The sequence below is a fragment of the Streptomyces sp. NPDC002680 genome, from assembly GCF_042889145.1.
Taxonomy (GTDB): Bacteria; Actinomycetota; Actinomycetes; order Streptomycetales; family Streptomycetaceae; genus Streptomyces; species Streptomyces adonidis.
Genome location: NZ_JBIAQP010000017.1, coordinates 101,115 through 126,494, shown reverse-complemented (window position 1 = coordinate 126,494; position 25,380 = coordinate 101,115). Strand labels below are relative to the sequence as shown.

The window sequence follows — 25,380 nt, the reverse complement described above, 5'->3', positions numbered from 1 at the left end:
ATTTGTCACAGTGCGCAAAGTTCCCTTATCGGGGCGTACTTGTGGCTCGATTCCCTTGTGAGGGGGCTGTGGCCTCGGCTTAATGAGAACCGTGCCCGATGCCCAGGGGGACCGTTTCGGAAAAGGGACCACCTTCGAATTCGCGGGGCTCGTGCCGCCCAGTGACCTGTGTTCACCAGTGACCTGTGTTCAAACGGGAGGGTAACAATGCTGAAAGCCATGAAATCCGGAACGAGAAAGAGAATCGCGACCGCGGTCGCCGTCGTGTCCGCGGCCACCGCGCTCATGGTGACCGCGCCCGGCTCCAGCACCGCCGCCGTCACCGCCACCCCCAAGCTGTTGGCGTTCGGGATCACCGCTGACGGCCTGACCATGGCCAGCTTCTACACCGACAACCCGGGGACCCTCAACTGGGTCCGGGATGTCACCGGACTCAGCGGCGACACCAGGCTGGTCGGGGTCGACCAGCGGGTGCAGAACGGTCTCATGTACGCGCTCGGCGAGAAGGGCGGCATCTACACGGTCACGCCCCCGCCGCCCGGCACCAGCAACCCCGTGGTCTTCACCAAGGTCTCCCAGCTCCAGGTCGCGCTCTACGGCACGTCCTTCGACATCGACTTCAACCCGGCGGCCGACCGGCTTCGGGTGATCAGCAACAACGGCCAGAACCTGCGGCACAACCTGAACGACGGCACCACGGTCGCCGACAGCAACCTGAACATCCCGCCGTTGACCACGGCCGCCACCGGGGTGACCGGCGCCGCGTACACGAACAACGACCTGGTCGGCGCCACCAACACCACGCTCACCAACGTGGACACCTACAACGACCAGATCACCATCCAGTCGCCGCCGAACGCCGGCAACCTCGTCGCGACCGGGCTGCTCGGCTTCGACGCGAACCTCGAAGCCGGCTACGACATCTTCAGCACCCTCACCAACGGTAAGACGACCGCCAACACCGCCTTCGCCGCCCTCACGCCGTACGGCGGCAGGGCGTCCTTCTACGGCATCGACATCCTCACCGGCACGCCGACACTCATCGGTACGTTCCCGAACTCGGTCCAGCTCACGGACTTCACCATCAGCCTCAGCGGCAGCTGACTCTCCGAGTCCTCGACAGCGCCTACAGCGCCTACTCGCCGCGGTCCGGTTTTCCCGGACCGCGGCGCAGTACGCGGGAGCACCAGCCGATGACCGTGGCGTTGACCAGGGCCCCGACGACCACGGCAAGGACGACCATCGCGGCGGCGTCGGGCAGCCAGAACAGCACGAAGCTGGCCGGCGCGGTGGCGAGCATCGGGATGACGAGCGCCATGGACTCGTCCGTGCTGTCGGTGATCGTCACGACGAGCGCCCACACGAGCAGGACGGCGCAGATGCCGAGGTAGACGAGGGCGGCGATGTCGCCGAGCGCGTGCCGCACCCGGCGGGGAAAGGTGAGGGGAAGACTACGGCCGGAATCGGAACCGGTACCGGTCACGGGAACTCCTGAATCGTGTCGATGACCGTGGTGGTCAGAGGTGGGCGGCGCCGGGCGGGTTCGGGCGGGCCAGCCCGAGGTCGTACGCGAGGATCGTCGCCTGGACTCGGTCGCGCAGGCCCAACTTCCGTAGCAGCGCGTTCACATGGGACTTGACGGTGCCGACGGTGATGCCGAGTTCCGCGGCGATCTCCGCGTTGTTGAGTCCGGCGGCGATCAGGGCGAGGACGCCCCGCTGGCTCTCGGTCAGGCTGTCCAGTTCGCGGGGGCCGCTGTCGGTGCGGTTCCCGGTGTTCGGGCGGGAGGCGTAGTGGCCGATGAGGCGGCGGGTCGCGGACGGGGCGAGCACGCTCTCGCCGGTCGCCACCACCCGTATGCCGTCCAGCAGTTCGGCCGGGCGGACGTCCTTGAGCAGGAACCCGGAGGCTCCGGCACGCAGCGCGTCGAAGACGTACGCGTCGAGGTCGAAGGTGGTCAGGACGAGGACGCGGGGCGCGTTCTCGCGGCCCGTGATGATCCGGGTGGCGGCGATGCCGTCCAGTTCGGGCATGCGTACGTCCATCACGATCACGTCGGGAGCCAGCTCCTCGGCGAGCCGCACCGCTGTCGCTCCGTCGGCGGCCTCGCCGACGACCGTCAGGTCCTCCTCGGCGTCGATCACGGCGGCGAATCCCGCCCGCACGATGCCCTGGTCGTCGACGACCAGCACCTTGAGGCTCATCGCTCCCCCAACTCCCTCTTCTCGTCGGCCGGCGCGAATGGCAGCCGGAGGTGGACCGTACCCGGCCCGTCTGTGGTCGGCGTGCCCACGACCAGCGCTTTGAGCGTCATCGCTCCCCTCGCCCCCTCTCCTCGCCGACCGGCGCGAACGGCAGCCGGAGGTGGACCGTACCCGGCCCGTCAGTGGTCAGGGTGCCGCCGAGCGCCTCGACCCGGGCGGCCAGCCGCTCCCGTACGGCGGAACCGGCGGCGCGCGGGACACCGGTGGCCGTGAGCGTCAACGTACCGTCGGCCGCGTCGAGTTCGAGCACCGCCGGGTCCTCGCCGCCGGCCGCGAGGAGCGTCTCGGCGGCGTGGTAGGCGGCCAGGTCGACGGCGGTGGGGAGGTGTTCCGGTACGCGGTCGGTGAGGCGTATCTCGACGTCGCGGCCGGTGGCGCGGCACTGGTGGGCGAGCAGATCGAGGGCCTGGAGGGTGGGCTGCGGGCGCAGTTCGGGTCCCGCCCCGCCTCCGTCGCTCTCCTCCCCCGGCTGCCGGACCGTGTCGAGGAGGGCGCGCATCGCGGCGAGGGCCTCGCGGGCGCGTTCGGCGGTCTCGTCGAGGCGGCCCGCCTCCGCCTCGGCGACCATGTCGGCGGTGCGCGAGAGTACGGTCGTCTCCAACCCGGCGGCGATCCGGCGCCGTTCGGCCCACGCGTCCCGCACGGCCTCCTCCGTCCAGGCGGCGAGCCGTTCGTCGTGGACGCCCCGGTCGGCCCGGTCGCGCCGCCCGCGCAGGGAGCCGGCCCAGACGGCGGCGGCGACCACGAGAATCGCGCCAACTCCGGCGCCGAAGGCCACCGCCCAGAACGGGAGCGCGGTACCCCGGTCCAGGACGGCGACGGCAACGGCGACGCCGTGGACCAAGACGGCCAGTACCGGGAGCACCCGATCCCAGGGCGGGAAGCCACCGGCGGCAGCGGAGTCCCGGGCGACGCCCACCCCCCGGAACGGACGCGCGGCACCCCGCGCAAGCACAGCTGCGGCAGCCCTGTCCCCCTGGCCCACCACCTCCGACGCCGGGAGCACCCGGTCCTCGGACGGCGAATCACCGGCGGCAGCGGAATTGCGGGCAGCGCCCCCCGCCCGGAACGGACGCGTCACACCCCGGACCAGCACGGCCACGGCAGCCGTGACGCCGGTGGCCACCACCGCCGAGGCCGGGACCACCCGGTCCCCGGACGCCGAGTCGCCGACGGCGGCCGAGTCGCGAGCGCCGCCCACCACCGCCGACGCCGGGAGCACCCCGTCCTCGGACGGCGAGACGCCCTCGGCCGTTCTGCGGGCCGTGGTCGCCGCCAGTGCCACGCAGGTCGCGAGTGCGCTCAGCGTGGGTGGCAGGAGGACCGGGCCCGTGTAGTGGCCGGCCGCCATCGCCGCCGGCCAGAGCAGGGCGAGGCCGAGCAGGGTGCCCTGGGTGGTGCGGGGCGCGCGGCGCAGCCAGAGCAGGGCGACCGCCTGGGCCGCCGCCAGCAGCGCGAAGAGCAGACCCGCCGACACCCGCCCACTGCTGGACGCGGTCTCCGCCCGGAAGATCAGCGCCGGGAGCAGTGGCTGGAGGACCAGGCCGACGGCGGCGATCAGCTGGGCCGCGCGGTAGGCGCGTGGCACCGACCGTTCCACGGGGGCGGCGGTACGGCCGGGCAGTACCGCGCTCACCTCCCAGCCGCCCTCCGCCGTGGGCCCGCTGTGCAGGGTGCCGCCCGCCTCCCGGGCCCGGGACCGCAGGAACCCCTGGCCCCGGCCTCCGCCCAGGCCCGCGCCGTGTGCCGCCGCACCTGCGGGCGGGGCCGCGCTGACGACCTCGACGTCGGTACGCGTGTCGCCGTACCGCACGAGGACCCGGGTGTGCGCGCCCGGTGCGTGCCGGGCCACGTTGGTGAGGCCCTCGCGCACGATGCCGTACGCCGCGTCCGCGACGGCCCCGTCCGGCAGGGGGTCGATCTCGCAGTCGACCTCCTGGTCGAGGCGCCGGAATCCGGCGACCAGGTCCAGGAGCCGTTCCTCCGGTGAGGGAAGGTCTTCGCGCGAAGGTGCCGGGGCCCGTACCGCACCGAGGGCCCGAGTGACCTCACGGCCCGTGTCGACCGCGAACTCCAGGGCCTCTGCGGCCAGTTCGGGCCGGCGTTCGCGCAGTCCGAGGGCGGCGCCCGCCGTGACGACCACCGCGGTCAGATGGTGGGCGCTGACGTCGTGCAACTCCCGTTCCATCCGGCGCCGTTCGGCCGCCGGGAGCCGGTGGCGCTCGGACTCGGCGCGTTTCAGGAGGAGTTCGGCCGTCCGGCGGGCGCGCCTGGTCCTCCGTACGAAGAAGCCTGCGCCGCAGGCCGACCCATACAGGAGGGCGGTCAGGGCGAGGTCGATGCCGTCGTGGTCGCGGAGGCCGTGCAGGGTGATGTCCTGGAGGGCCTGCCAGACCGCGAGGCTCAGCACGCACAACACCGTGGTGAACGTGTCGCGTTCGGTCGCCACGGTGAACAGGGCCAGCGCGACCCCGGCGGTGCCGAACACCGCCGTCGCACCGGTGGGCAGCGCCCCCGCGCCCAGCGCACAGGCGACGGCGACCAGCGCGAGGGTGACCACCGGGCGGGCACGGCGCAGGGCGAGCGCGGCCGTGACCGGGCCGGCGACCAGAGCCGCTACGAGGAGCGCGGACGCGGCCGGGACCGTGCCCCGTACGAGCGCCGCGCCGGGCCAGACCGCGGCCTGGGCGCAGAGCAGCAGGACCGGGAGGAGCCGGTCGTCGGTGGTGATGTCTGTTCGTCTCATGGCTCGACCAGGCTAGGTCCGCAGGTGAGCGGCCCGGCTCCCGCTGGAGGGGGATCCCTTTCCCGGTCTCTCTATCTCCGGTTGCACGCGCTGATCGTCCGTCCGCCCGAAGACCGGGGGGTGTGCCCGGCCATAGATTCGATCACATCAACCACAGCGGCCGAGCCGCCGAATTCAGGGGGATCTCCCATGTCGAAAACTTCCCACTCGTCGAAGCGCATTGTCCTTTCCTCGCTCCTCGGCGTCGCCGTCATCGGCGGTATAGCCGCCGGCGGTCTCGCCATGGCGTCGGCCTCCGCGCCGACCGAGCCGACCCTGGAGAACGGCTCGGCCCGCTTCACCGCCCCGTCCGACGGCAAGGCCGGCTCGCTCACCTTCGCCGCCGACGTGAGCGACGACTCGGGCGTCAAGGGCGTCAAGGTCATCGCCTGGCCCGCGAGTTCGAAGCTCGACCCGACCGAGGCGGAGCTGCGGAACGTGGACAGCGCGGTCTGCGCGAAGACCGCCGACGACACGTCCCGCTGCACCTACACCCTGCGCGTCACCAAGGCGGAGGCGGCCGAGCTGGCCCAGGGCACCTGGTACGTCTCGGCGCTCGCGACGGCCGTGGACGGCGGCACGACGTTCGTACCCCGTGCCGCCACCTTCGACGTCACCGTCACGCACTGACGGTCACGCACTGACGGTCACGCACTGACCGTGGCGGCGACGCGGAAGCCGACGGTCGGGTAGCGGCCCGACGGGTCGCGGCCCTCGCCCCGGTAGACGGCTGTGCAGCTGTTGAGGTTGGCGTACCAGGAGCCGCCCCGGATGGCGTTGACCTGCTGCCCCATCTCGCCGCCGTGGGTGGCGGTGATGACGGAGGTGGTCCACTCCCAGCAGTTGCCGCAGAGGTCCAGGATGCCGGTGGTGCTCGCCCCGCCGGGGTAGGCGGTGACGGGGGTGGTGTAGCCGCCGGTGTCGGTGAGGGCGTCGTAGACGTCGGTGTAGACGAAGCCGGTACGGCTCGCGGTGACGTTCCAGCCGGCCACGGTTCCGGTGCTGCCGATCGAGAGGATCTCGGAGATCGGGAAGCTCTGCCCGTACAGGTCGGAGCCGGTGGCGGTGTAGGTGGCCAACTCGTCGCCGTGCTCGGCGAGTTCATAGGCCGCGCAGACCGCCATGTAGTTGTATTCGCTGGTCAGCACCAGGTCGGCGTAGGTGGTGCCGGCCGTGTCGCCCCAGGGGTAGTCGAGCGCGTCGGGGCCTGAGGCGGCGTACTCCCACTCGGCCTCGGTCGGCAACCGGAAGGTCCAACCCTCGCTGTCCGCCTGGCTGTTGAGCCATGCGCAGTAGGCGGTGGCGGAGTCGAGGGAGACCGTCAGTACGGGGTGGTCCGCCTTGCCGTCCGGGTAGGTGCCGCCGTCCCAGTAGGGGGGCGTGGCCTGGCCGGTGTCGGTGACGAACTCCAGGTACTGGGCGTTGGTGACCTCGTGGACGCCGAGCCAGTAGTCGGCGTCGATGGGCGAGGCCTCGCCCGAGCCGGCCGTTCCGGCGAGGTCGGTGGCGAAGACGAAGGCGGGGTTGGCCGTGATCCCGGCCAGCTCCTGGCCGGCGACCGTGCTCGTGACCGTCGTGGCGGCGGTGGCGCGGGACGGCCGTAAGAGGGCTGCCGCGCCCGTGAGGGGGAGGAGGCCGAGCAGGGTCCTTCTGTCGATACCGGGGGAGGTCGCGTCCATGACTGCTCCTGAGGAGATGACGGCGCGCGTCTCTGCGCAGTGCTGATGCTCCATCAACTCCCGTAAACTGTCGACACTATGACCGGTAACAGTCGGCTGAGAGCAGGCTTTCCCCGCCCTGAGTCGACACTGTGCGAGGCGGCATACCACGGCCAAATGATGAACTCCCCTACACTGATCCGCATGTCCCACACACCGTCACGGCGCAGCGTTCTGCGCGGATTCACGGTCACCGGCGCGGTGGTGACCGGCTTCGCCACCGGCACCCGGAGCTGGGCCACCACCGGCTCCCCCACCGACCCTGACCTCGCCCGGCTCCCCCCGCTGGACGGGACCCTCGTCATGGACGAGCCGTCGCTCACGGCCGCCGCCGACGACTACGGCCACATCGTGCACCGCCGCCCCCGCGCCGTCCTGCGCCCCGGGTCGGTCCACGACGTCGTCGCCATGGTCCGCTTCTGCGACGAGCACCGGCTGAAGGTCGCCCCGCGCGGCCAGGGACACGCCACCAACGGCGGGGGCCAGGTCGAGGACGGTCTGGTCATCGAGACGGCGACCCTCGCGGCCATCGGCGCCCTGTCGCCCGGCGCGACCACCGTCACCGTCGGCGCCGGCGCGAGATGGAGCGAGGTGACGAAGGCGACGCTCGTCCACGGCCTCACCCCGCCCGTCTTCACCGACTACATCGAACTCTCGGTCGGCGGCACCCTGTCCGTGGGCGGTCTCGGCGGCCAGAGCCAGCGGTACGGCGCCCAGACCGACAACGTCACCGAACTCCAGGTCGTCACCGGGGCCGGCGAGTTCGTACGCTGCTCACCGACCCGGCGCCCCGACCTGTTCCACGCGGTCCTCGCCGGCCTCGGCCAGGTCGCCGTCGTCGTCGGCGCCACCCTCCGGCTGGTGCCCGCGCCGGAGACCGTACGGCACTATCTGCTGCCGTACGACGACCTGGAGACCTTCCTCGACGACCAGCGCGTCCTCGTCCGGGACGGCCGCTTCGACTACGTCGAGGGCCAGATCTCGGCGGACGCCGACGGAACCTTCCGCGTCCCCACCCTGGAGGCCGTGGCCTACGGCCCGCCGGTCGGACCCGCCCCCGACGACACCGTCCTGCTGCGCGGCCTGCGCCACAACGCGGCCGGCGTCCAGGCCTCCGACCTCGGCTACTACGACTTCGTCGACCGGCTGGCCCCCGTCGTCGCCGCCCTGAAGGAGGCCGGCATCTGGGCGTACGCCCACCCGTGGCTGAACCTGCTGCTCCCCGGCGAGTCCGCCGACTCGCTCATCGCGGCGGAGCTGGCCGACCTCACCCCGGCCGACGTGGGCGCCGGTCTCGTCCTCACCTATCCGATCCCGAGCGACCGCCTCGCCACCCCGCTCCTGCCCACCACCGGCGACGAGTTGACACACCTCTTCGCGATCCTGCGGGCCACCCCGCCTGCCGACACCGCCACCGTCGACCGCCTCCTGGCCGCCAACCGGGCCGCCTACGAGGCCGTCGCTGCGGCGGGCGGCACCCAGTACCCGGTCGGCAGCGTCCCCTTCACCCGCGCGGACTGGCGCACCCACTTCGGCGCTGCCTGGCCGCAGTTGAAGGCGGCGAAGCGCAGATACGACCCGCGCGGGGTCCTGGTCCCGGGCCAGGGCATCTTCTGAGGCCGTAGAGCGGGCAGTAGTCGCCTGACGCCAACTGCCGCTGTCCGCGCGGTGGTTGGTGTCAGGCGCCCAGTGTTCCCCGTACGGTCTGGGCGAGTTCGCCGACCGCGACGACCAGTGGCGTCACCGGCTGGACGAACTCGGTCAGCCGGTCCAGGGCGCGGCGCAGTACCGGCGGCTGCGGCTCCTCCTCGTCGAGTTCCTCGCGCAGGCGCCGCAGTTCCCGGGTGGTGGCCTCGGGGTCGGCCAGCGCCGCGCGGTGCTCGGACAGCAACCGCTCGACGTGCACGAGGAGTTCGGCCGTACGGGCGGCGGCCTGCGCCGGGTCCTGGGGCTGGAAGCCGACCGAGCCGGAGAAGGCCTGGGCCCGGTTTCCGATCGCCTGGTTGCCGACGTAGTGGGTGCCGCCGTTGATCACCAGGCCGTTGTTGACGGGCGGTTGGGGCACCACAGGACGGCCGTCGTCACCGCTGCTGCCGCTGCTCATCGCGGAATCCCTTCTCTCTCAGGCCACTTGTGGCTACTTGTGGCTGCATCTGGCTACTTCTGGGCGCCCGTGGCGGCCGGGCCGGTCTGGCGCGGGAGGTTCTGTGTCGCGTTGGCCCCCGTGCCGATCGCCTGGTTGGCGACGATGCTCGTGCCGCCCTGCTGGATGACGCCCTGGTTGAGGATGGTCTGCTGCTGGGCGCGGAAGTCGGTGGTGTCGTAGCCGCGCGCGTCGAGGAACTCCCGGATCGCGACGAGGGTGTGGCGTTCCACCGCCGCCGTGATCCGTCTGGCGTCCACGACCTGGAAGTAGTTGTGGTAGACGGGGCTCAGCGCCATCGCCCGTACGCTCAGCCGGGCGCCGTAGTCGAAGACCGGGTCCTGTTCCATGGCGGTCAGTTCGTCGACCATGCGCTGGGTGCGACGGGTCTCGAAGCGGGCCCGTCCCCACGCGCGGAAGGGCGCGCCGAGGAACGCGACGAAGGTACGGGAGACGGCCGCCGCCACCAGTGCGCGCTCCCGTTCCGGGCTGAGCGGGTCCCGCAGCCGGTCCACGACGTGGTAGTCGGCGGCCACCGGGCCGAGCACATGGCTGGTGCCGCGCAGATGCAGCGTCCGGCCCTCGACGGAGAAGTGCAGGAACACGCTCGGTACGACGTCGCCGCCCCACAGCGGCACATGGACCGCGAGATGGTGGCGGACCGTGCCGGTCGGGTTCAGGATGATCTCCTCGACCGCCTCGGCCGACAGGCGGGTGGCCGGGGTCAGTTCGGAGGGCGTGATGAACCGGTCGTCCTCGCCGATGGTCGTGCCGTTCACGAAGACCCGGTCCTCGACGGTGAGGGACCGGAGGGTCTCCGGGACGGCGTCCACCGTCCCGTCCGTACGACCGCGCGCGGCGACCGAGCGCAGCTGTTCGCGTACGTGGTCGACGAGTTGGACGGTGGTGAACGGCTCCGGCTCACCGGAGCGCGAGCCGGGGCGTGGGCCCTTGCCGACCGGGTCGTCGGCGGGCAGGAGCGGCACGGTGAGCGGCCAGGTGGAGGAGGCCTCGGCGTAGCCGATGAACGGGGAGTAGCCGCTGTACACGGTGACGTTCCCGTCCTGTGCCTCCTCGACGACCGCCAGCCGGCTCGCGATCCACTCCTTCGCCGGCACGGGCGGCAGGGGCTGCCGGGCGAACTCCTCGCGGGTCATGGTGGTGCGCAGCAGCCGGTCGGTGCCCAGGTCGTGCCGTACGACCGTCACATAGGCGAACAGGACGGCGCCGACGGACGCGAACACGGCCGGGATCCCGCCGAGGTAGGTGCCGAACAGCCAGCTCAGGAGGGCGGGTTCGGACCGTTCCTGGATGTTGGAGGCGGCGTAGAAGGCGAGCACCGTCAGCAGCGCGGCCACGGTCCCGGCACGCACCAGGGATCCGCTGCCGGGCTGCCGCAGGCCTCGGGTGGCGAGGGCGGTCCGTGTGGTGCGGCTCGCCAAGGCCGCGAGCGCAAGGAACACCGTGCTGAACACCAGCCACACCGGCGCGAGCAGCACGACGGTCCCTAAGGCCCCGGCCAGCCGCAGGTCGCGTTCCCGTCTGATCTCCTGTGCGGCCAGGCAGTGGCGGGCCACCGCGACCAGGTCGACGCCGGGCGAGGCCGCCACGGCGCCGGCCTCGTCGGCCAGGACGTCCGCGACGACCCGCTCGGCGAACCGCTCGTCGATGTAGGCCGCGGCGCACAGATACCGGGTGACGTCACCCGGCGTGCTCCCGACCGGCATAGGGGCCTGCGGGGCGGTCGTCATGGCGGCATCTCCCTTTCTCCGGCTGTGCGTTGGACGGAGCGTCGAACGGAACGACGTACTCCTGACAGCCCAACTGCCGGCGGGGCGACAAGGACACCGACGGCCGGGCCGAGAGCGAGGGGCCGCATCATATGGCTGTCCCCGCTCGGGGCGGTGTCGACACCGCCCCGAGCGGGGATCAGGGGAGTTGAGCCGAAGCGTTACTTGGTCGTGAGGTAGGCGCGCTCGATCGTCTGGACCAGTGTGTTGCCGGCCCGGTCGGTCAGCTTGGCGCGCAGCGAGACGGAGCCCGCCGTGGCCGGGTGGGTCAGCGCCAGGTGCGTACCGACGGCCTTGGCGTGCCGCCAGGTGGCGCCGTCGTCGTACGAGACCTCGAAGGCGAGCTTGGCGGGCCGCTGGCCGGCCGCCGCGCCCTCGACGGTGAAGGGCACCGAGAACCGCTGGCCCGCCTTCGCCGTGCTGGACAGGCTCAGGTCGGGCGAGAAGCGGATCACCGACAGCGGCAGCCCGGTCGTGCCGTCCTCGGGGGTGGTGGCGGAGCGGAAGGTCCACTCCGACCGGACGCGGGTGCTGACCGGGTACACCGCCGGATCACGGGAGGCGTCCACGGTCAGCTTGTACGCGCTGTCCTTGGCGGGAACCGTGTATTCGGTGAGGTCGATCGGCGAGTAGCCGTAGTCGTCGGGGATCTCCTTGCCGTCCGCCTGGAGCGAGCTCGACACCGAGGTGTAGTCGCTGAGGCCCCAGTGGCCGGAGCCGTCGCCGAACTGCGGCAGGAAGGCCCTGATGGTGTTCCCGTACCGCACGATGCCGGGCAGTCCCCGCTCCGGTCCGAGGTCGCCCGCGGCGGGCAGGACCGGGCCGAAGACGCCGACGTTGAACCGCTCGGTGTAGCTCCGTCCGGCCTCCCAGTTTCTCGGCATCCGCATCAGGAAGGTCTCGGAGTGCCTGTCGCGGCCCTCGCCGAACATCTGCCACATACGGAAGGACCACTTGACGTCGTTGTCGAGGACGTAGTCGGTGGTGCGTATCGGCAGGTCACCCCGCAGGTCGGAGGCGCCGAAGATCAGGTCGCCGTCGGGTGTGTGCGGCGTCACCTCGATCTGGACGCCCCTGCCGTCGACGGGGACGCCCGCCTGGAAGTCCACCTTGGCGAGCTGGTTCTGCTCGACGGTGGCGGCGAAGCCGTCCAGCCTGCCGGTGCGGTTCCAGGCCAGGTGGTAGGTGACGGGCCGGCCCTCGTCGTCCTCGCGGGTCCAGTCACCGGCGTACACGGCGAACGTGCCGTCGGCGGTCGGCTCGGGTCCGAGCTGTCCGAACGTGGTGCCCTCGAAGGTCGGCAGGAGGTACTCCATGGTGGCCGCGCCCAGGTCCCCGCCCCGGTCGTAGCTGAAGAGGACCGAGGCCTCGGTGTTCTTGGCCGCCGCGTCGGGCACGGTGACCTTCACCGGCCGCGCCTGCCGGGCGTCGATGGTGACGGTGGTGTCCTTGTCCAGGTTCATCATCGGCTGGACCAGGATGGCGTGCTCGGCGGATTCGTAGGAGGGATGGATCACCCCGTTCAGCGTGTAGACGCCCTTGGGCACCCGTACGGTCAGCTCGCCGTCCTGCTCGTCGGCGAGGTCGGCGTAGAAGTCGCTGTGGATGGCGCTGATCGAGGTGGCGGCGTCGCCGATCGGCTCGCCGTTCTCGTCGAGGTGCTTGATCGTCAGGTCGTACGACTCGACCTCGCGCTCCACGCCGACAGCGGTCCGCACCTGGACCTTCCCGTCGGCGGAGGTGGCCTGCACCGAGCCGCCGAAGGAGCCGTCGGTGGTGCCCGCGCGGGTGTCGGCGGTGACGGAGGCGCTCGCCTCGCCGCCCGCCGGGACGGTGAGCTGCTTCGGTGAGACCTCGAACATGCCCTCGGCGGCGGGCTTGCCGTCCACCGAGAGCGCGTCGACGGAGAGGTCCAGGGTGACCGGCTCCGTACCGAGGTTGCGGTACGTCACCTCCTTGGTCGTCGGGGTGTCGTCGCCGTGCGGCCACTGCTGGAGACCGAAGTCGAGCGGCTTCTGCTCGGTGACGACGCCCTGCTCCAGCGCCCGCACCAGATCCGTACGGCCGGTGCCCTGCTGGAAGGAGCTGTACGCGCCCGGCTTGGCGGAACCGGTGAGGACCGCCTTGATGCGCTCGCCGCTCCAGTCGGGGTGCTGCTGGGCGAGGATCGCGGCGGCGCCCGCGACATGCGGGGTCGCCATGGAGGTGCCGTCGAGGGTGAGGTAGCCGGGTACGTCGGAGGGGTAGTACTCCTCCAGCTTGCTGCCGGCTGCCGCGGCGGCGGTGATGGCGGCACCGGGCGCGGTCAGGTCGGGCTTGACCCCGCCGTCCCCGACGCGCGGGCCACGGCTGGAGAAGTCGGCGAGCGCGTCGGCCTTGTCGACCGCGCCCACGGTGAGCGCGGCGTCCGCGCTGCCCGGCGAGCCCACGGTGCTCTCGCCGTACTCGCCCTCGTTGCCCGCCGCGATGACGAAGAGCGTGTCGCTCTCGGCGGATAGCCGGTTGACCGTCTCCTCCATCGGGTCGATGCCCGGCATGTCCGTACCGCCGAGGCTGAGGTTGACGACGTCGGCGCCCTGCGCCACCGCCCACTCCATGCCCGCGATGATGCCGGAGTCGGAGCCCCAGCCGTCGTCGTCGAGCACCTTGCCGTTGAGGATCTTCGCGCCCGGGGCGACACCCTTGTACTTGCCGCCGGACTTGGCGCCCGTACCGGCCGTGATCGACGCCACATGCGTACCGTGCCCGAACTTGTCGGCGGGGCCGGACGCGGAACCGGTGAAGTCCTGCTCGGCGATCACCTGGTCGGTGAGGTCGGCATGGGTGGTGTCGACGCCGGTGTCCAGCACGGCGACCTTGGTGCCGGTGCCGTCGTACCCGGCGGCCCAGGCCGTCGGCGCGCCGATCTGCGGGACGCTCTTGTCGAGGCTGGCCTTGCGCCGACCGTCCAGCCACAGCTTCTCGACGGCGGTCGAGGCGGTGAACTCCGCCGCGCCCTCCGTGTTGTCACCGGTGACGGCGTTCCAGAACTCGGAGCCGCGCTTCTTCACCGGGCGCATCGCCTTGCCGTTGACCACCGGCAGCGCCCGGCCGATCTTCGCCCCGGCCCCGGTGAACGGGGACATCGAGGGCGCCTTCTTGCCCTTGAACGTGACGATCAGCGGTACGTCGGCACGCCCCGCGTCGTCGTACCCGTCGGCGACCAGCTGGGTCACGTCGAACAGCCGGGCGTCCAACCTGCCCTGCGCCAGCAGCAGTTCGGCGTCACCGGGCACGACCCGGGTGTGTCCGTCGACCACCCGGACGGAGAACGGCACCCGCTCCCGGCCCTCCGCCCGCACCACACCGGTGACCTTCCCGGCACCGTCCACCATGACCTGGTCACCGGTGACGAGGGTGACTGTCTTCATGGCCTTGCCCGAACCGGCCGCCTCACCGGCACCCGCCTCGGCCGTACTGACCGTACTGGCGCCGCTCGTGTCCTGGGCTTCCGCACCCGGCACGCCGGCCAGCAGAAGGGCCGTGGAAGCGACCCCCGCCGCCACGACCGCACGCCTTGGTCTTGCGCGTAACTCCACCTGAACTCCTGACACTTCGGAATCGGAAGGCTTCGGAAGGAAGCCGTCCCGCGAACGCCGGACGACTCGGGCCTAGAGACGGACGGGGGTGGCACCGGGTTGGAAAAAGATCAGACGTGTTTCTGACGAGAGATCAGTCTGCTGTCCGCCGTGGAACCCCCGCCTCCGCCGTTCGGCCAGTACAGAGGGGGTTTCGGTCCATGGGTTCCAGCCGTTCGGCCGAGGCGGCGCTGCCCTCCGAGGCAGCAGATTGGGCTGTCGGGACCCGGGCAGATGCGCGGGGTGACACGAGCCGCGAGGGAGTAGGACATGACGAAGGCACCACTGCACGGGACGCGGACGAACCGGCATCTGGCGTGGGTCACAGCACTGGCCGTGGCCGCGCTGATCGCCACCCAGTGGCTCGCCTCGGCGGGCCTCCCCGCCCACTGACGGTGATACCCACTGCCCGGATCCCGGCGGGCGATGGTCGCCGTCAGGGCCGGTACACACCGCCCGGTTCCGGTACGGCGGGTGCCAGGAGCTGGGAGACCGTCACGATCGTGTAGCCGCGCCGGTGGAGGGCGTCGATGATGCCCGGCACCGCGGGGATCGTCCCCTTGTAGCGGTCGTGCAGCAGGATGATGCCGTCGCGGCGCGTCTGTTCCAGTACGCGGCGGGTTATCAGAGCGGTGTCCGTCGTCTCGTAGTCCTTGGCCGTGACGCTCCAGAGGATCTGCGCCAGGCCCAGTCTCCGCATGACGGCGGAGACGTCGTCGTCGGTGCGGCCCTGCGGGGGCCGCATCAGGACCGGGGCACGGCCGGTGATGCGCCGCACATCGTCCTGTACGGGTTTCAGCTCGGCCTCCACCTCCTTCGCGCTCAGTTCCGTGAGGACCTTGTGGGACCACGTGTGGTTGCCTATTTCGTGCCCCTCCTCCGCCATGCGCAGAACCGTCCGGGGGTAGGTGTCCGTGTGTCCTTTTCCCTGGAGGAAGAAAGTCGCGTGCACCTTCTTCTCCTTGAGGATGTCGAGGAGTTTCGGGGTGGGGGCACTCGGTCCGCCGTCGAAGGTGAGGGCGACGCATTTCGCCACGCTGCAGTCGGGGCCGGTGCTGCTCCTCCGGGCGGTCTCCGGGGCGGTCTCCCGGGCGTCACGCGGAGACGTCACACCGTGCAGCGTGGTACATCCGGCGGTCAGGAGCACCAGACCCGCGACACCGCACAGCATGGTCGAAATTCTTGCGGATTTCTTGCTTTTCATTCCGCCAACCGTAGAAATTGGCGGGGTCCGGGAAATCGGCAATAAGGCGGCAGTCGCACCCGTACCAAAGAATGGTGTGCACCCGTGCCACCTATACTTTGGTATAGGGAATCAGCCGTCGGCTTCCGTGTGCCGCGACCCGTGGGTACGGTCTCTTCCGTGATCGACGTGCGAAAGGCCTGGCGTGACCGTCCCGTGCTCGCGGACCTGGCCGTGGTCGCCGCGGCCGCCGCCCTGACCCTGATCGTGGCCAGGGCACGACGTACGGGCCTGTCCGTCTATCCGCAGCTCGCCGGCAGCGCCCCGGAGAGCTTCGTCGGCGGGCTGCTGCCCGCCGGCTGGGGGTTCGCCTCCCTCGGCAGCCTCGTGCCCCTGCTCGCCTGCGCCGCGCTCTGTCTGCGCCGGCGGCATCCCGCCGGGGTCGCGGCGACCCTGATCGTCCTCAGCACCTGCTGGCCCCTGGCCGTGCCGGTGCTGATCGCCCTGTTCACCGTCGCCACGACATGTCCGGCCCGTACGACCTGGTCGATCACCGGGGCCGCGCTCGTACCGGTGCCGGTGTATCTCCTGGTCGCCCCGCCCGTCGGCCCCCTCGCCCTCGCGACCGCGGTGTCGGCGGTCACCCTCGTGGCGGGTGCCGTGGGCTGGGGGCTGGCGGTCGCCGGCCTGCGGGAACGGGCCGTACGGGCGGAGACGGACGCCGCGACGCGCGCCCAGCGGGCACAGCGGCACGCCCGGGAGGAGATCGCCCGGGAGATGCACGACGTGCTCGCGCACCGTCTCTCGCTGCTGTCCATGCACGCGGGAGCCCTGGAATACCACCCGGGCGCCCCACCGGAACAGGTCGCCCAGGCCGTCGGTGTGATCAGGGACAGCGCCACGCAGGCCCTGGAGGACCTCCAGGACGTACTGAAGGTCCTGCGCGCCCCGGTCGTGAGCGAGCACACCGAACCGCCCCTGCCGATTCCCACGCGGCTGGCCGTGACCCTGCTGATCGAGGAGTCCCGTGCCGCGGGCGCGCGGCTCAGCGTGCGCCGGCTGCTCGACGACCCGGCCACGATGTCGCCGGTCACCGCCCGCACGGCCTACCGGCTGCTGCAGGAAGCCCTCACCAACCACCGCAAGCACGCCCCCGGCACCCCGGCGTCCCTCACCGTCACGGGCGGGCCCCGGGACGGGCTGAGCATCCAGGTGACCAACCCGCTGCGCCCCACCACGGACTCCGTACGAGACCCTGTGCCGGGCTCCGGTCAGGGGCTGATCGGCATGCGGGAACGGGTCGACCTGGCCGGCGGGCGACTGCACCACCGCACCACGCCCACCGACTTCCACCTCGACGTCTGGCTCCCATGGACAGCGTGACCCGCACGACCCGGCTGCTCGTCGTCGACGACGATCCCCTCGTACGTGCCGGACTGCGGCTGATCCTGTCCGCCGCCGACGACATCGACGTCGTGGCGGAGGCCTCCGACGGCGCCGATGTGCAGGGCCTCGTGGACCTGCACCGCCCGGATCTGGTCCTCATGGACATCCGTATGCCGAGGATGGACGGTCTCTCGGCCACCGCGGCGCTCCGACAGCGGCCCCGGCCCCCGGAGGTGCTGATCCTGACCACCTTCACCACCGACAGCTACGTCCTCCAGGCGCTGCGGGCCGGAGCCGCCGGGTACGTCCTCAAGCACACGCCCCCGGCCCAGATCGTGGCGGCCGTGCGCAACGTCATGGCGGGTGAACCCGTGCTGTCCTCGGCCGCCGTGAGACAGCTGATCGACACCGTCACCGACCCCGCGGCCGGGGCGGTGGGCCGGACCCGGCGCGAGGAACGGGAGAAGGCCGAGGCGGCGCTGGACCGGCTGGGCGCCCGGGAGCGGGAGGTCGCGCTCGCCGTCGCCGAGGGCCGGACCAACGCGGAGATCGCCGCGGCCTGCCACATGAGCCTGCCCACGGTGAAGGCGCACGTCTCGCACATCCTGACCAGGCTCGGCCTCAACAACCGCGTGCAGATCGCGCTCCTGGTCTACCGCGCGGGCCGCGTCTGAATCCGGGGCGCCTCGTGGCGCCGCACCCTGAACAGTTACTGCTAAAGTCGAAGTTACTTGCTTCTATTCTAGCAGTGACTGTACGGCGGTCACCGCCGTCACCCCCGAGGAGCGCCATGCCCAGGAACGAGTCGCAGAAGCAGCCGCAGGACATCGCCCCGAGCGCGCTGCCCGAGACGATCACCCGCTATCTGGCGGCGCACCGCGCCCACGACACCGCCGCCGCGATCACCGCGTTCACCGGTGACGCCACGGTGACCGACGACGGCAGGACGTACGAGGGCATCGCGGCGATCGAGCGGTGGCTGGGCCGGGCCGCGACCGAGTTCACGTACACCGTCGAACTCACCGGCGCCCAGCGGACGGACGCGGCCCGTTTCGTCGCCGTGCAGCACCTCGAAGGCGATTTCCCCGGTGGCACCGTCGACCTGCGCTACCGGTTCGCCCTGCGCGGCGGCCTCATCGAGCGCCTCGTCATCGAGCCCTGAGAATCGCCGTTGCCGCGTCCGGTGTGCGCCACGTCTCATCCGTGGGGTGTTACGCCGGGAGCGGCTGTGGTGTCTCCATGCCGAGTCCACAGCACTAGGGAGACATGATGAGCGGGAACGCAGAGGTGGTCGTGGTCGGCGGCGGGTACGGAGGTGTGACGGCGGCCAACCGGCTGGCTCGGCGCGACGGTGTGTCGGTGACCCTGGTCAATCCGCGGCCCGAGTTCGTCTCGCGGATCCGGCTGCACCAGCTCGTGACCGGCTCCGACGACGCGGTCGAGGGCTTCGGTGAGGTGCTGGCCGGGAACGTCCGGCTGGTGGTCGACACCGCGACCCGGATCGACGCCGCCGAGCGCCGGGTGTCGCTGGCGGACGGCGACCCGCTCCCGTACGACTACCTCGTCTACGCGGTGGGCAGCGGCGCCGCCGATCCCGGGGTGCCCGGAGCGGCGGAGTTCGCTCACTGGGTGTCCGACCTCGAGGGCGCGGAGCGGCTGCGGTCGGCGCTCGACGCGGCGCCCGCGTCCGCTCCGGTGATCGTCGTCGGGGCCGGTCCGACCGGCCTTGAGACCGCCGCCGAGCTGGCGGAAACGGGCCGCAAGGTGACTCTGGTGTGCGGTGATGTGCTGGGTCCCTCGCTGCATGCCCGGGTCCGTCGGCCCGTCGCCCGCAGGCTCGCCCGGCTGGGCGTGACCGTCCTCGAAGGTCCCGGCGCACAGGTGACCGAGGTGACGGGCGAGGGCGTACGGCTGGACGACGGCCGCGTACAGCCCGGCGCGGTGACGATCTGGACCGCCGGATTCCGGGTCCCGGACCTGGCCGCCCACAGCGGGCTGCGCACCGACTCCGCGGGCCGCCTGCTCACCGACACGACGCTGACCAGCGTGGACGACGAGCGCATCGTCGCCGCCGGGGACGCGGGCGTGATGCCGGACCACCCGTTCCGGATGAGCTGCCAGGCCGCCGTACAGCTGGGCCCGGCCGCCGCCGACACGATCCTGCGCCGGATCGCGGGGAAGACTCCCGCTCCCGTCCGGATGTTCTTCGCCGGGCAGTGCCTCAGCCTCGGCCGGAAGGAGGGCGTCACCCAGTTCTCGTACCCGAACGACAAGGTGAACGCGCTCGGCATCAGCGGGCGGACCGGCGCCGGCGTCAAAGAGATCGCCTGCCGGTTCACCCTCAACAAGCTGGTGTCCGGGGCCCGCAGGGCCGGTTCGCGCCCGGCCGCCCGCGTGTCCCACGGCGGCACCACCGACCGTACGACTCCGTCCGACGCCCGGCCCGCGGCCTAGGGTCGGTCCGAGGGAGGTACGCGCACGACATGGACGACCACGTCACCGACCCCGCGACCGAGGCCTTCGTCGCCCACCGGGACCTGCTGTTCACCGTCGCCTACGAGATGCTCGGCTCGGCGGCGGACGCCGAGGACGTCCTCCAGGAGGCCTGGCTGCGCTGGGCGGAGGTCGACCTCGCACAGGTGCGGGACCAGCGCGCGTACCTGGTGAGGATCACGACCCGGCAGGCACTCAACCGGCTGCGCACCCTCAAAAGACGCAAGGAGTCCTACGTCGGTCCCTGGCTGCCGGAGCCCCTGCTCACCGCGCCGGACGTGGCCGAGGACGTCGTACTGGCCGAAAGCCTGTCGCTGGCACTCATGTTCGTCCTCGAAACCCTCTCGCCGACCGAGCGCGCCGTCTTCGTCCTGCATGAGGTCTTCGACTTCGGATACGAGGACATCGCGGCCGTGATCGACAGGTCCCCCTCCGCGACCCGCCAGCTGGCCTACCGCGCCCGCAAGCACGTCGACGCCCGCCGGCCGCGCACACCGGTCTCCCCGGCGGAGACCCGGGCGGCGCTGGAGTCGTTCCAGCAGGCGCTCGTGACCGGGGACCTGAAGGGGCTGCTCGACGTGCTCGCCCCGGACGTCGTCTTCGTCAGCGACGGCGGCGGGCTCAGGCCGGCGGCCCTGAAGCCGGTCGTCGGCGTCGACAAGGTGCTCCGCTACATGGCCGGCAGCGCGGGCAAGGCCGGCGGCGTCCTCACCGGTGCGCCCACGACCGTCAACGGCAACCCCGGACTCGTGCTGCGCGTGGACGGGGTGATCGACGGCGTGCTGGCGGTCCGGGTGGAGAACGCCCGGGTCACGGGCCTGTACTACGTCCGCAATCCCGAGAAGCTCACCCGGGTCGAGTCGGAGACCTCTCTCACCTCCCACTGAGCCGAGAGCCGAGCCGACAGGGGGCCAGGAGCCCTGGACGGGCCTCTGGCTCCTGGCCCCCTGTCGGCCTCAGGCGTCGAACTCGTGTTCCCGGGTCTCCGGCAGCGCCAGCAGACACAGGAGGCTCACCAGGCAGAGGCCGCCCGTGTAGAAGCCGAGGACCAGCGGGGATTCCCAGTGGCTGTTCAGCCAGGTGGCGACCGACGGGGCGAAACCGCCGCCGAAGGTGTTGGCCAGGATGAAGGCGGCCGAGGCGCCGGTGTAGCGCATCCGGGCCGGGAACAGTTCCGACAGGAAGGCCGCCACCGGGGAGAACATCAGCGCGAGGAACATCAGGCCGACCGTGTAGGCGCCGGTGATCACCAGGCCGTCGCGCGAGCTGAGCGAGGCGTACATGGGTATCGCCCAGACCACGCTCCCGACGGCCCCGGTCAACATCAGCGGGCGGCGGCCGATCCGGTCGGAGAGCCTGGCCACCGGGAGGGTGATCGCGATTCCGGCCGCCGCGCCGATGCTCGCCGCCGTCAGCATCGTGTTCCGGGGGATGCCGAGTTCCTGTGGGCCGTAGGAAAGGCTGTAGACGATCGTCAGGTAGTAGACGGCCGAGCCGCCGATCGCCGCGCCGGTGCCGAGCAGCAGCCGGCCGGGGTACTGCTTGACGATCGTGCCCAGTGGGAAGCGGGGCGCGGAGTCCGGCTGGGGCGTCTGCCCCTTGGCCTTGAAGACCGGGGACTCGGAGACCGTCGTACGCACCCACAGGCCGACCACGACGAGCACGGTGCTGAGCAGGAACGGGATGCGCCAGGCCCAGTCGGTGAAGCCCTCCATGCCCACGATGTTCATGGTGGGCAGGATGACGGCGGTGGAGAGCAGGAAGCCGAGCGAGGGGCCGATGTTCGGGATGGACGCGTACAGCGCCCGGCGGCCCGGCGGCGCGTGTTCGGCGGCGAGCAGCACCGCCCCGCCCCACTCGCCGCCCATGCTGACGCCCTGGAGCAGCCGGAGTGTCACCAGCAGTACGGGGGCGAGGAGTCCGGCGGTCTCGTACGTGGGCAGCAGGCCGACGCCGACCGTGGCCACGCCCATCAGCAGCAGGGAGACGACCAGGGCCTGTCTTCGGCCGAGCCGGTCACCGATCGTGCCGAACAGGACGACGCCGAGGGGGCGGGAGAGGAACGCGGCGGAGAAGGTGAGGAACGCGGCCAGGGACGAGAGGGTCGCGTTGCCGGAGGGGAAGAAGGCGGGACCGAGGACGAGTGCGGAGGCGGTGCCGTACACGGCGAAGTCGTAGTACTCGATCGTGGTGCCGACCAGGCTCGCGACGGCGACTTTCGGCGCCTCGGTCTTTTCCGACCGTTGTGGGGAAACGGTCATTGTCGGTAATTCAGGCATGGGGGGTCACTTCCAGGTCCTGGGGTGGTCCTGATTGGGGAGGGGAGTCACCCTAATCATCGAAATTCAATTTCGACAAGAAACGATTCCTGTCAGTTGGCTGTCAATATTCATGCCGCCAGCCGTATAAAAATTTACCGACGGTTACACCTTGCCAACCACCAGCCACACGAGAATGCTCGTGTCCGCATAACTTGAAAGTTCTACAACCATCGATTTTCGGACACGGAGAATCACAATTCCCATGCTGAAAACGGGCAAGCAATTACGCTTGAGAAGACTTTCGCTCGCGGGTGACGACCGCCATCTGCTCATACCCCTCGACCACAGCGTTTCGGACGGCCCGATCGTCCCCGCCGACAAATGGGACGACCTTCTGCGGGCGCTGGTGGCCGGCGGCGCCGACGGGATCATCGTCCACAAGGGACGGGCCCGCTCCTTCGCGCCGGACATCCTGAGGAGCTGCGCGCTGGTGGTGCATCTCAGCGCCAGTACGTCCTGTTCCGCCGACGTCCACGCCAAGGTGCTGGTCGCCGACGTCGAGGAGGCGCTGACGCTCGGCGCGGACGCGGTCAGCGTCCATGTGAACATCGGCTCGGACACCGAGGCCCGGCAACTGGCCGACCTGGGGGCGGTGGCCAGATCCTGCGACGCGTGGGGCATGCCGCTGATCGCGATGGTGTATCCGCGCGGCCCCCGGATCGAGGACCCGCGCGATCCGGCCCTTCTCGCCCATCTGGCCAACGTGGCCGCCGACCTGGGCGCGGACATGGTGAAGACCTCCGTCGCCCTGCCGATCGAGCGGATGGCCGAGGTCGTCGCCAACAGTCCGATTCCCGTCCTCGCGGCCGGCGGTCCACCGGACGGCTCCGACCTCGTCGAGTACGGCGCCGCCGTGATGGCGACCGGCTGCCGGGGGCTGGCGATCGGGCGCCGGATCTTCTCCCACCCCGCGCCCGCCGCGCTGGTGTCGCGGCTGTCGGCGGTCGTGCACGGCGGTGACGGTACCGGCGATCGACTTCCGGATGACATGCACATGACCGATTACTCGACGATCGTGGCAGGAGTGGCATGAGGTTCGCATGGATCGACCTGCGTGAGGTTCCCCGTCCGCAGCTCCAGGCGGTGGTGGACGCGGCAATCCACGCCCGGATGGCCGGAGTTGTGGCCTCGGATGCCGAGTTGCTCGGAACCTTGCCGCCGACGGTGACGCGGGTGCTGGTTCCCGGAGGGCCTTCGCCTGCTGCCGTGACGCCTACTGCCGTGAAGAAGCTCGGCGACAAGGAGGCGAAGGAAGCGAAGGCCGGGGACAAGGAGGCCAAGTCCCCGTCCGGGGGCGGTGCTTCGCCGTCCGGCGGCGGAATCGACGTGCTCCTGCGGAAGTTCGGCACGCAGGACGAGCTGGACGCCCTCGCCGCCGATCACCGCGCCTCCACTGACAAGCAGGTCTCCGGCTTCATCGACGTACGGGACGACCGCACCCTCCAACTGTCCTGCGCGGGCGCGATGGTGCTGCCGTACACGGTGATCCACTTCGCCGATCCGACCAAGATCCCGCTGGAGATCGTGCTCGCGGCAGCCGAGTCCGCCGAGGGCAAGCTGGTGACGATGGTCGACGGTCTGGAGGAGGCGGCGATCGTCTTCGACGTGCTGGAGCGCGGCTCGGACGGCATCCTCTTCACGCCCCGCAGCGCCGACGAAGTGTTCGCGCTGGCCCGGCTGTTGGAGGCGACGACGCCCCAACTGGAGCTGTCCACCCTGACCGTGGAGAGCATCCGGCACGTCGGACTCGGTGACCGGGTCTGCGTCGACACCTGCTCGCACTTCGAGGAGGACGAGGGCATCCTCGTCGGCTCCTACTCGTCAGGGTTCGTGCTGTGCTGCAGCGAGACACACCCGCTTCCGTACATGCCGACCAGGCCGTTCCGGGTCAACGCCGGTGCCCTGCACTCGTACACGCTCGGCCCTGACAACCGTACGAACTACCTCAGCGAGGTCGGTTCCGGCAGCGCGCTGCTCGCCGTCGGCGCCGACGGGCGGACCCGGCGGGTCGTCGTCGGGCGGGCGAAGCTCGAATCCCGGCCGTTGCTTGAGATCCGTACGCATGCCGAGGACGGCCGGCTGGTCAGCCTGACCGTGCAGGACGACTGGCATGTACGGGTGCTCGGCCCGGGCGGGAAGGTCCTCAACGTCACCGAGCTGCAGACCGGGGACGAGTTGCTCGGCTATCTGGCCGCCGACAAGCGCCATGTGGGGCTGCCCATCGGCGAGTTCTGCAAGGAGGTCTGAGGTTCGATGGGCGAACTCGAAGACAAGGGTTCGGGATCGGGATCGGACCTCACCGATCTCGTACGGCGCCTGTTCGACGCGCACGAAGACCGGCTGCCGTATCTGACGCATCAACAGGAGACCGTCACCCGGGGCGAGTTACGTGAGCGGGTGATCAAGCAGGCCGCCGTCTTCGCCGGTTACGGCATCGGGCCGGGCTCCACCGTGGGGCTGCGGACTCCGCCGAGTTTCACGCAGATCGAAGTGCTGCTCGCCCTGTGGCGGCTCGGTGCGCAGGTGCTGCTCTTCGACTTCCGGCTCAAGCCGCCCGAGGTGGCCGCGCTGTGCGGTGCCTGCCGGCCGCAGTTCATGGTCAGCGCCGGTTCCAACGTCCGGGCCACGTTCGGTTTCCGGTCCGAGTACGAGGTGCTCACCGAGCGGCGCAGAACCGGCCTCCCGGCGACCACCGGGCATCGGCTCGTCCAGTTCAGCTCGGGCTCGACCGGGCGGCCGAAAGTCATCGGCAGGACGGCCCGTTCGCTCGCCACCGAGGTGGACCGGTTCGCCGGGGTTCCGGGTATGCCGGTCAAGGGCGACCGGCTGCTGCTGCTCAGTTCGACCGCGCACAGCTTCGGGCTGATCGGCGGTCTGCTGTACTCGCTCGCCGCCGGTGTCTCGGTCGTCTTCGCGCCCCGTGTCTCCGCCCGCGACATCCTGCGGACCGCGCGCGAACACCGGATCACCGCCGTGTTCGGCGTCCCCACGCACTACGAACTCCTCGCCGCCGCCACCGATCCCGGCGCCCTGCCCGACCTGCGGGTCGCGGTGTCGGGCGGCGAGATCATGCCCCCGCAGGTCGCGGCGGGGTTCGCGCGGCGGTACGGCGTGGGGGTCGGCGAGGCGTACGGGACGACGGAGACCGGCATCGTCGCCATCGACGTCGGCGGGACGCTGCGGCCGTCCGTCGGTCGGGCGGCGCCGGGCGTGGTGGTCCGGGTGGCCGGCGGTGAACTCGACGTCGCCCTCGACGAGTCGCCGTACCTCTTCGACTCGGGCGGCACGCAGTACGCCGACGGGTGGCTGCACACCCGGGACCGGGCCGAAGTCGACGTGACCGGTGCGGTGTTCGTGCGGGGGCGGGCCGATTCCCTCGTCGTCATCGGTGGGCTCAAGGTGGATCTGACCGAGGTGGAGAACGTACTTCGCGAGCATCCTGCCGTTGAGCAGGCGGTGCTGGTTCACGAGGGCGTGACCGAGGCGTATGTCGCGGTGCGGGCGGGGGTGGAACGGCCTTCCGCCGAGGAGTTGGTGCGGTGGTGTCGGGAGCGGGTGGCTGATTTCAAGGTGCCTCGGGTTGTGCGGGTGTTGGATTCGCTGCCTCGTACTTCCAACGGGAAGTTGGTGCGGCAGGCCGCCCTGTTGCGTGGGTCCGGGTAAGGCGCTTCCGCAGGTTG

General features: G+C 71.0%; 21 protein-coding genes. 12 read left to right on the top strand and 9 right to left on the bottom strand.

What is annotated here, in order from left to right; translation table 11 throughout:
* Nucleotides 1-219 precede the first annotated feature (219 nt).
* Nucleotides 220-1,104 (top strand): DUF4394 domain-containing protein, encoded by an 885-nt coding sequence (locus ACFYXF_RS37045; RefSeq protein ID WP_389356357.1) that lies wholly within the window; start codon nucleotides 220-222, stop codon nucleotides 1,102-1,104.
* 31 nt (nucleotides 1,105-1,135) lie between these two features.
* Here ACFYXF_RS37045 and ACFYXF_RS37040 read toward each other — a convergent pair whose 3' ends face one another.
* From ACFYXF_RS37040 to ACFYXF_RS37030, 3 genes are all read right to left on the bottom strand, one after another.
* Nucleotides 1,136-1,483, bottom strand: coding sequence for an SCO4225 family membrane protein (locus ACFYXF_RS37040; protein ID WP_389356356.1), 348 nt, complete (start codon nucleotides 1,481-1,483; stop codon nucleotides 1,136-1,138).
* Nucleotides 1,484-1,517: 34 nt separating this feature from the next.
* On the bottom strand, nucleotides 1,518-2,204 hold the full coding sequence (locus tag ACFYXF_RS37035; protein ID WP_389356355.1) for a response regulator: 687 nt from the start codon (nucleotides 2,202-2,204) through the stop codon (nucleotides 1,518-1,520).
* A gap of 106 nt (nucleotides 2,205-2,310) precedes the next feature.
* Nucleotides 2,311-5,010 (bottom strand): histidine kinase, encoded by a 2,700-nt coding sequence (locus ACFYXF_RS37030; protein WP_389356354.1) that lies wholly within the window; start codon nucleotides 5,008-5,010, stop codon nucleotides 2,311-2,313.
* A gap of 189 nt (nucleotides 5,011-5,199) precedes the next feature.
* Here ACFYXF_RS37030 and ACFYXF_RS37025 point away from each other — a divergent pair, with 189 nt between their 5' ends.
* Nucleotides 5,200-5,679 (top strand): DUF5707 domain-containing protein, encoded by a 480-nt coding sequence (locus ACFYXF_RS37025; protein ID WP_389356353.1) that lies wholly within the window; start codon nucleotides 5,200-5,202, stop codon nucleotides 5,677-5,679.
* A gap of 17 nt (nucleotides 5,680-5,696) precedes the next feature.
* Here the strand turns inward: ACFYXF_RS37025 and ACFYXF_RS37020 are convergent, their stop codons facing one another.
* Nucleotides 5,697-6,728: a formylglycine-generating enzyme family protein gene (locus ACFYXF_RS37020; RefSeq protein WP_389356352.1), complete on the bottom strand. Its 1,032-nt coding sequence runs from the start codon at nucleotides 6,726-6,728 to the stop codon at nucleotides 5,697-5,699.
* A 183-nt stretch (nucleotides 6,729-6,911) separates the two neighbouring features.
* Between ACFYXF_RS37020 and ACFYXF_RS37015 the strand changes: the two genes are divergently transcribed.
* Complete coding sequence (locus ACFYXF_RS37015) at nucleotides 6,912-8,384, top strand: FAD-binding protein (RefSeq protein WP_389356351.1); 1,473 nt, start codon at nucleotides 6,912-6,914, stop codon at nucleotides 8,382-8,384.
* A 61-nt stretch (nucleotides 8,385-8,445) separates the two neighbouring features.
* On the opposite strand, the gene ACFYXF_RS37010 is transcribed toward ACFYXF_RS37015, so the two are convergent.
* The 3 genes from ACFYXF_RS37010 to ACFYXF_RS37000 form a co-directional block, all read right to left on the bottom strand.
* On the bottom strand, nucleotides 8,446-8,871 hold the full coding sequence (locus ACFYXF_RS37010) for a DUF5955 family protein (protein WP_389356350.1): 426 nt from the start codon (nucleotides 8,869-8,871) through the stop codon (nucleotides 8,446-8,448).
* Nucleotides 8,872-8,924: 53 nt separating this feature from the next.
* Nucleotides 8,925-10,661: a hypothetical protein gene (locus ACFYXF_RS37005; protein ID WP_389356349.1), complete on the bottom strand. Its 1,737-nt coding sequence runs from the start codon at nucleotides 10,659-10,661 to the stop codon at nucleotides 8,925-8,927.
* Between the two features lie 200 nt (nucleotides 10,662-10,861).
* Nucleotides 10,862-14,245 (bottom strand): S8 family serine peptidase, encoded by a 3,384-nt coding sequence (locus tag ACFYXF_RS37000; RefSeq protein WP_389356348.1) that lies wholly within the window; start codon nucleotides 14,243-14,245, stop codon nucleotides 10,862-10,864.
* A 342-nt stretch (nucleotides 14,246-14,587) separates the two neighbouring features.
* Between ACFYXF_RS37000 and ACFYXF_RS36995 the strand changes: the two genes are divergently transcribed.
* Nucleotides 14,588-14,710, top strand: a complete 123-nt coding sequence (locus ACFYXF_RS36995) for a hypothetical protein (RefSeq protein ID WP_389356347.1) — start codon at nucleotides 14,588-14,590, stop codon at nucleotides 14,708-14,710.
* Between the two features lie 43 nt (nucleotides 14,711-14,753).
* Here the strand turns inward: ACFYXF_RS36995 and ACFYXF_RS36990 are convergent, their stop codons facing one another.
* Entirely contained in the window at nucleotides 14,754-15,521 is a 768-nt protein-coding gene (locus tag ACFYXF_RS36990; RefSeq protein ID WP_389356346.1) for a polysaccharide deacetylase family protein, read from the bottom strand.
* Nucleotides 15,522-15,680: 159 nt separating this feature from the next.
* Here ACFYXF_RS36990 and ACFYXF_RS36985 point away from each other — a divergent pair, with 159 nt between their 5' ends.
* The 5 genes from ACFYXF_RS36985 to ACFYXF_RS36965 all read left to right on the top strand — a co-directional run bounded on the left by ACFYXF_RS36985 (nucleotide 15,681) and on the right by ACFYXF_RS36965 (nucleotide 20,266).
* Nucleotides 15,681-16,883 carry a sensor histidine kinase gene (locus ACFYXF_RS36985; RefSeq protein ID WP_389356345.1) on the top strand — a complete coding sequence of 401 codons (1,203 nt, stop codon included), beginning with the start codon at nucleotides 15,681-15,683 and terminating at the stop codon, nucleotides 16,881-16,883.
* Nucleotides 16,871-17,560 carry a response regulator gene (locus tag ACFYXF_RS36980; RefSeq protein WP_389356344.1) on the top strand — a complete coding sequence of 230 codons (690 nt, stop codon included), beginning with the start codon at nucleotides 16,871-16,873 and terminating at the stop codon, nucleotides 17,558-17,560. Before ACFYXF_RS36985 ends, ACFYXF_RS36980 begins: the two co-directional genes overlap by 13 nt.
* Before the next feature lie 116 nt (nucleotides 17,561-17,676).
* A complete protein-coding gene (locus tag ACFYXF_RS36975) occupies nucleotides 17,677-18,048 on the top strand; it encodes a nuclear transport factor 2 family protein (protein ID WP_389356343.1) in 372 nt (123 codons plus the stop codon).
* Between the two features lie 107 nt (nucleotides 18,049-18,155).
* Entirely contained in the window at nucleotides 18,156-19,340 is a 1,185-nt protein-coding gene (locus ACFYXF_RS36970) for an NAD(P)/FAD-dependent oxidoreductase (RefSeq protein ID WP_389356342.1), read from the top strand.
* A 29-nt stretch (nucleotides 19,341-19,369) separates the two neighbouring features.
* Nucleotides 19,370-20,266, top strand: a complete 897-nt coding sequence (locus ACFYXF_RS36965) for an RNA polymerase sigma-70 factor (protein WP_389356341.1) — start codon at nucleotides 19,370-19,372, stop codon at nucleotides 20,264-20,266.
* Between the two features lie 69 nt (nucleotides 20,267-20,335).
* Here ACFYXF_RS36965 and ACFYXF_RS36960 read toward each other — a convergent pair whose 3' ends face one another.
* Entirely contained in the window at nucleotides 20,336-21,658 is a 1,323-nt protein-coding gene (locus tag ACFYXF_RS36960; protein ID WP_389356340.1) for an MFS transporter, read from the bottom strand.
* Between the two features lie 244 nt (nucleotides 21,659-21,902).
* Here ACFYXF_RS36960 and ACFYXF_RS36955 point away from each other — a divergent pair, with 244 nt between their 5' ends.
* The 3 genes from ACFYXF_RS36955 to ACFYXF_RS36945 are packed head-to-tail and all read left to right on the top strand — an operon-like array spanning nucleotide 21,903 to nucleotide 25,363.
* A complete protein-coding gene (locus ACFYXF_RS36955) occupies nucleotides 21,903-22,733 on the top strand; it encodes a 2-amino-3,7-dideoxy-D-threo-hept-6-ulosonate synthase (protein WP_389356339.1) in 831 nt (276 codons plus the stop codon).
* Nucleotides 22,730-23,947, top strand: a complete 1,218-nt coding sequence (locus tag ACFYXF_RS36950) for a 3-dehydroquinate synthase II family protein (protein WP_389356338.1) — start codon at nucleotides 22,730-22,732, stop codon at nucleotides 23,945-23,947. Before ACFYXF_RS36955 ends, ACFYXF_RS36950 begins: the two co-directional genes overlap by 4 nt.
* A 6-nt stretch (nucleotides 23,948-23,953) precedes the next feature.
* On the top strand, nucleotides 23,954-25,363 hold the full coding sequence (locus tag ACFYXF_RS36945; protein ID WP_389356337.1) for a class I adenylate-forming enzyme family protein: 1,410 nt from the start codon (nucleotides 23,954-23,956) through the stop codon (nucleotides 25,361-25,363).
* The last annotated feature ends 17 nt before the right edge of the window (nucleotides 25,364-25,380 follow it).

What these genes read in the sequence shown, in the direction of transcription:
- ACFYXF_RS37045 (WP_389356357.1), top strand. Translation starts at nt 220, where the DNA reads ATGAAATCCGGAACGAGAAAGAGAATCGCGACCGCGGTCGCCGTCGTG.
- ACFYXF_RS37035 (WP_389356355.1), bottom strand. Translation starts at nt 2,204, where the DNA reads ATGAGCCTCAAGGTGCTGGTCGTCGACGACCAGGGCATCGTGCGGGCG.
- ACFYXF_RS37030 (WP_389356354.1), bottom strand. Translation starts at nt 5,010, where the DNA reads ATGAGACGAACAGACATCACCACCGACGACCGGCTCCTCCCGGTCCTG.
- ACFYXF_RS37025 (WP_389356353.1), top strand. Translation starts at nt 5,200, where the DNA reads ATGTCGAAAACTTCCCACTCGTCGAAGCGCATTGTCCTTTCCTCGCTC.
- ACFYXF_RS37020 (WP_389356352.1), bottom strand. Translation starts at nt 6,728, where the DNA reads ATGGACGCGACCTCCCCCGGTATCGACAGAAGGACCCTGCTCGGCCTC.
- ACFYXF_RS37015 (WP_389356351.1), top strand. Translation starts at nt 6,912, where the DNA reads ATGTCCCACACACCGTCACGGCGCAGCGTTCTGCGCGGATTCACGGTC.
- ACFYXF_RS37010 (WP_389356350.1), bottom strand. Translation starts at nt 8,871, where the DNA reads ATGAGCAGCGGCAGCAGCGGTGACGACGGCCGTCCTGTGGTGCCCCAA.
- ACFYXF_RS37005 (WP_389356349.1), bottom strand. Translation starts at nt 10,661, where the DNA reads ATGACGACCGCCCCGCAGGCCCCTATGCCGGTCGGGAGCACGCCGGGT.
- ACFYXF_RS36995 (WP_389356347.1), top strand. Translation starts at nt 14,588, where the DNA reads ATGACGAAGGCACCACTGCACGGGACGCGGACGAACCGGCATCTGGCG.
- ACFYXF_RS36990 (WP_389356346.1), bottom strand. Translation starts at nt 15,521, where the DNA reads ATGAAAAGCAAGAAATCCGCAAGAATTTCGACCATGCTGTGCGGTGTC.
- ACFYXF_RS36980 (WP_389356344.1), top strand. Translation starts at nt 16,871, where the DNA reads ATGGACAGCGTGACCCGCACGACCCGGCTGCTCGTCGTCGACGACGAT.
- ACFYXF_RS36975 (WP_389356343.1), top strand. Translation starts at nt 17,677, where the DNA reads ATGCCCAGGAACGAGTCGCAGAAGCAGCCGCAGGACATCGCCCCGAGC.
- ACFYXF_RS36970 (WP_389356342.1), top strand. Translation starts at nt 18,156, where the DNA reads ATGAGCGGGAACGCAGAGGTGGTCGTGGTCGGCGGCGGGTACGGAGGT.
- ACFYXF_RS36965 (WP_389356341.1), top strand. Translation starts at nt 19,370, where the DNA reads ATGGACGACCACGTCACCGACCCCGCGACCGAGGCCTTCGTCGCCCAC.
- ACFYXF_RS36960 (WP_389356340.1), bottom strand. Translation starts at nt 21,658, where the DNA reads ATGCCTGAATTACCGACAATGACCGTTTCCCCACAACGGTCGGAAAAG.
- ACFYXF_RS36955 (WP_389356339.1), top strand. Translation starts at nt 21,903, where the DNA reads ATGCTGAAAACGGGCAAGCAATTACGCTTGAGAAGACTTTCGCTCGCG.
- ACFYXF_RS36950 (WP_389356338.1), top strand. Translation starts at nt 22,730, where the DNA reads ATGAGGTTCGCATGGATCGACCTGCGTGAGGTTCCCCGTCCGCAGCTC.
- ACFYXF_RS36945 (WP_389356337.1), top strand. Translation starts at nt 23,954, where the DNA reads ATGGGCGAACTCGAAGACAAGGGTTCGGGATCGGGATCGGACCTCACC.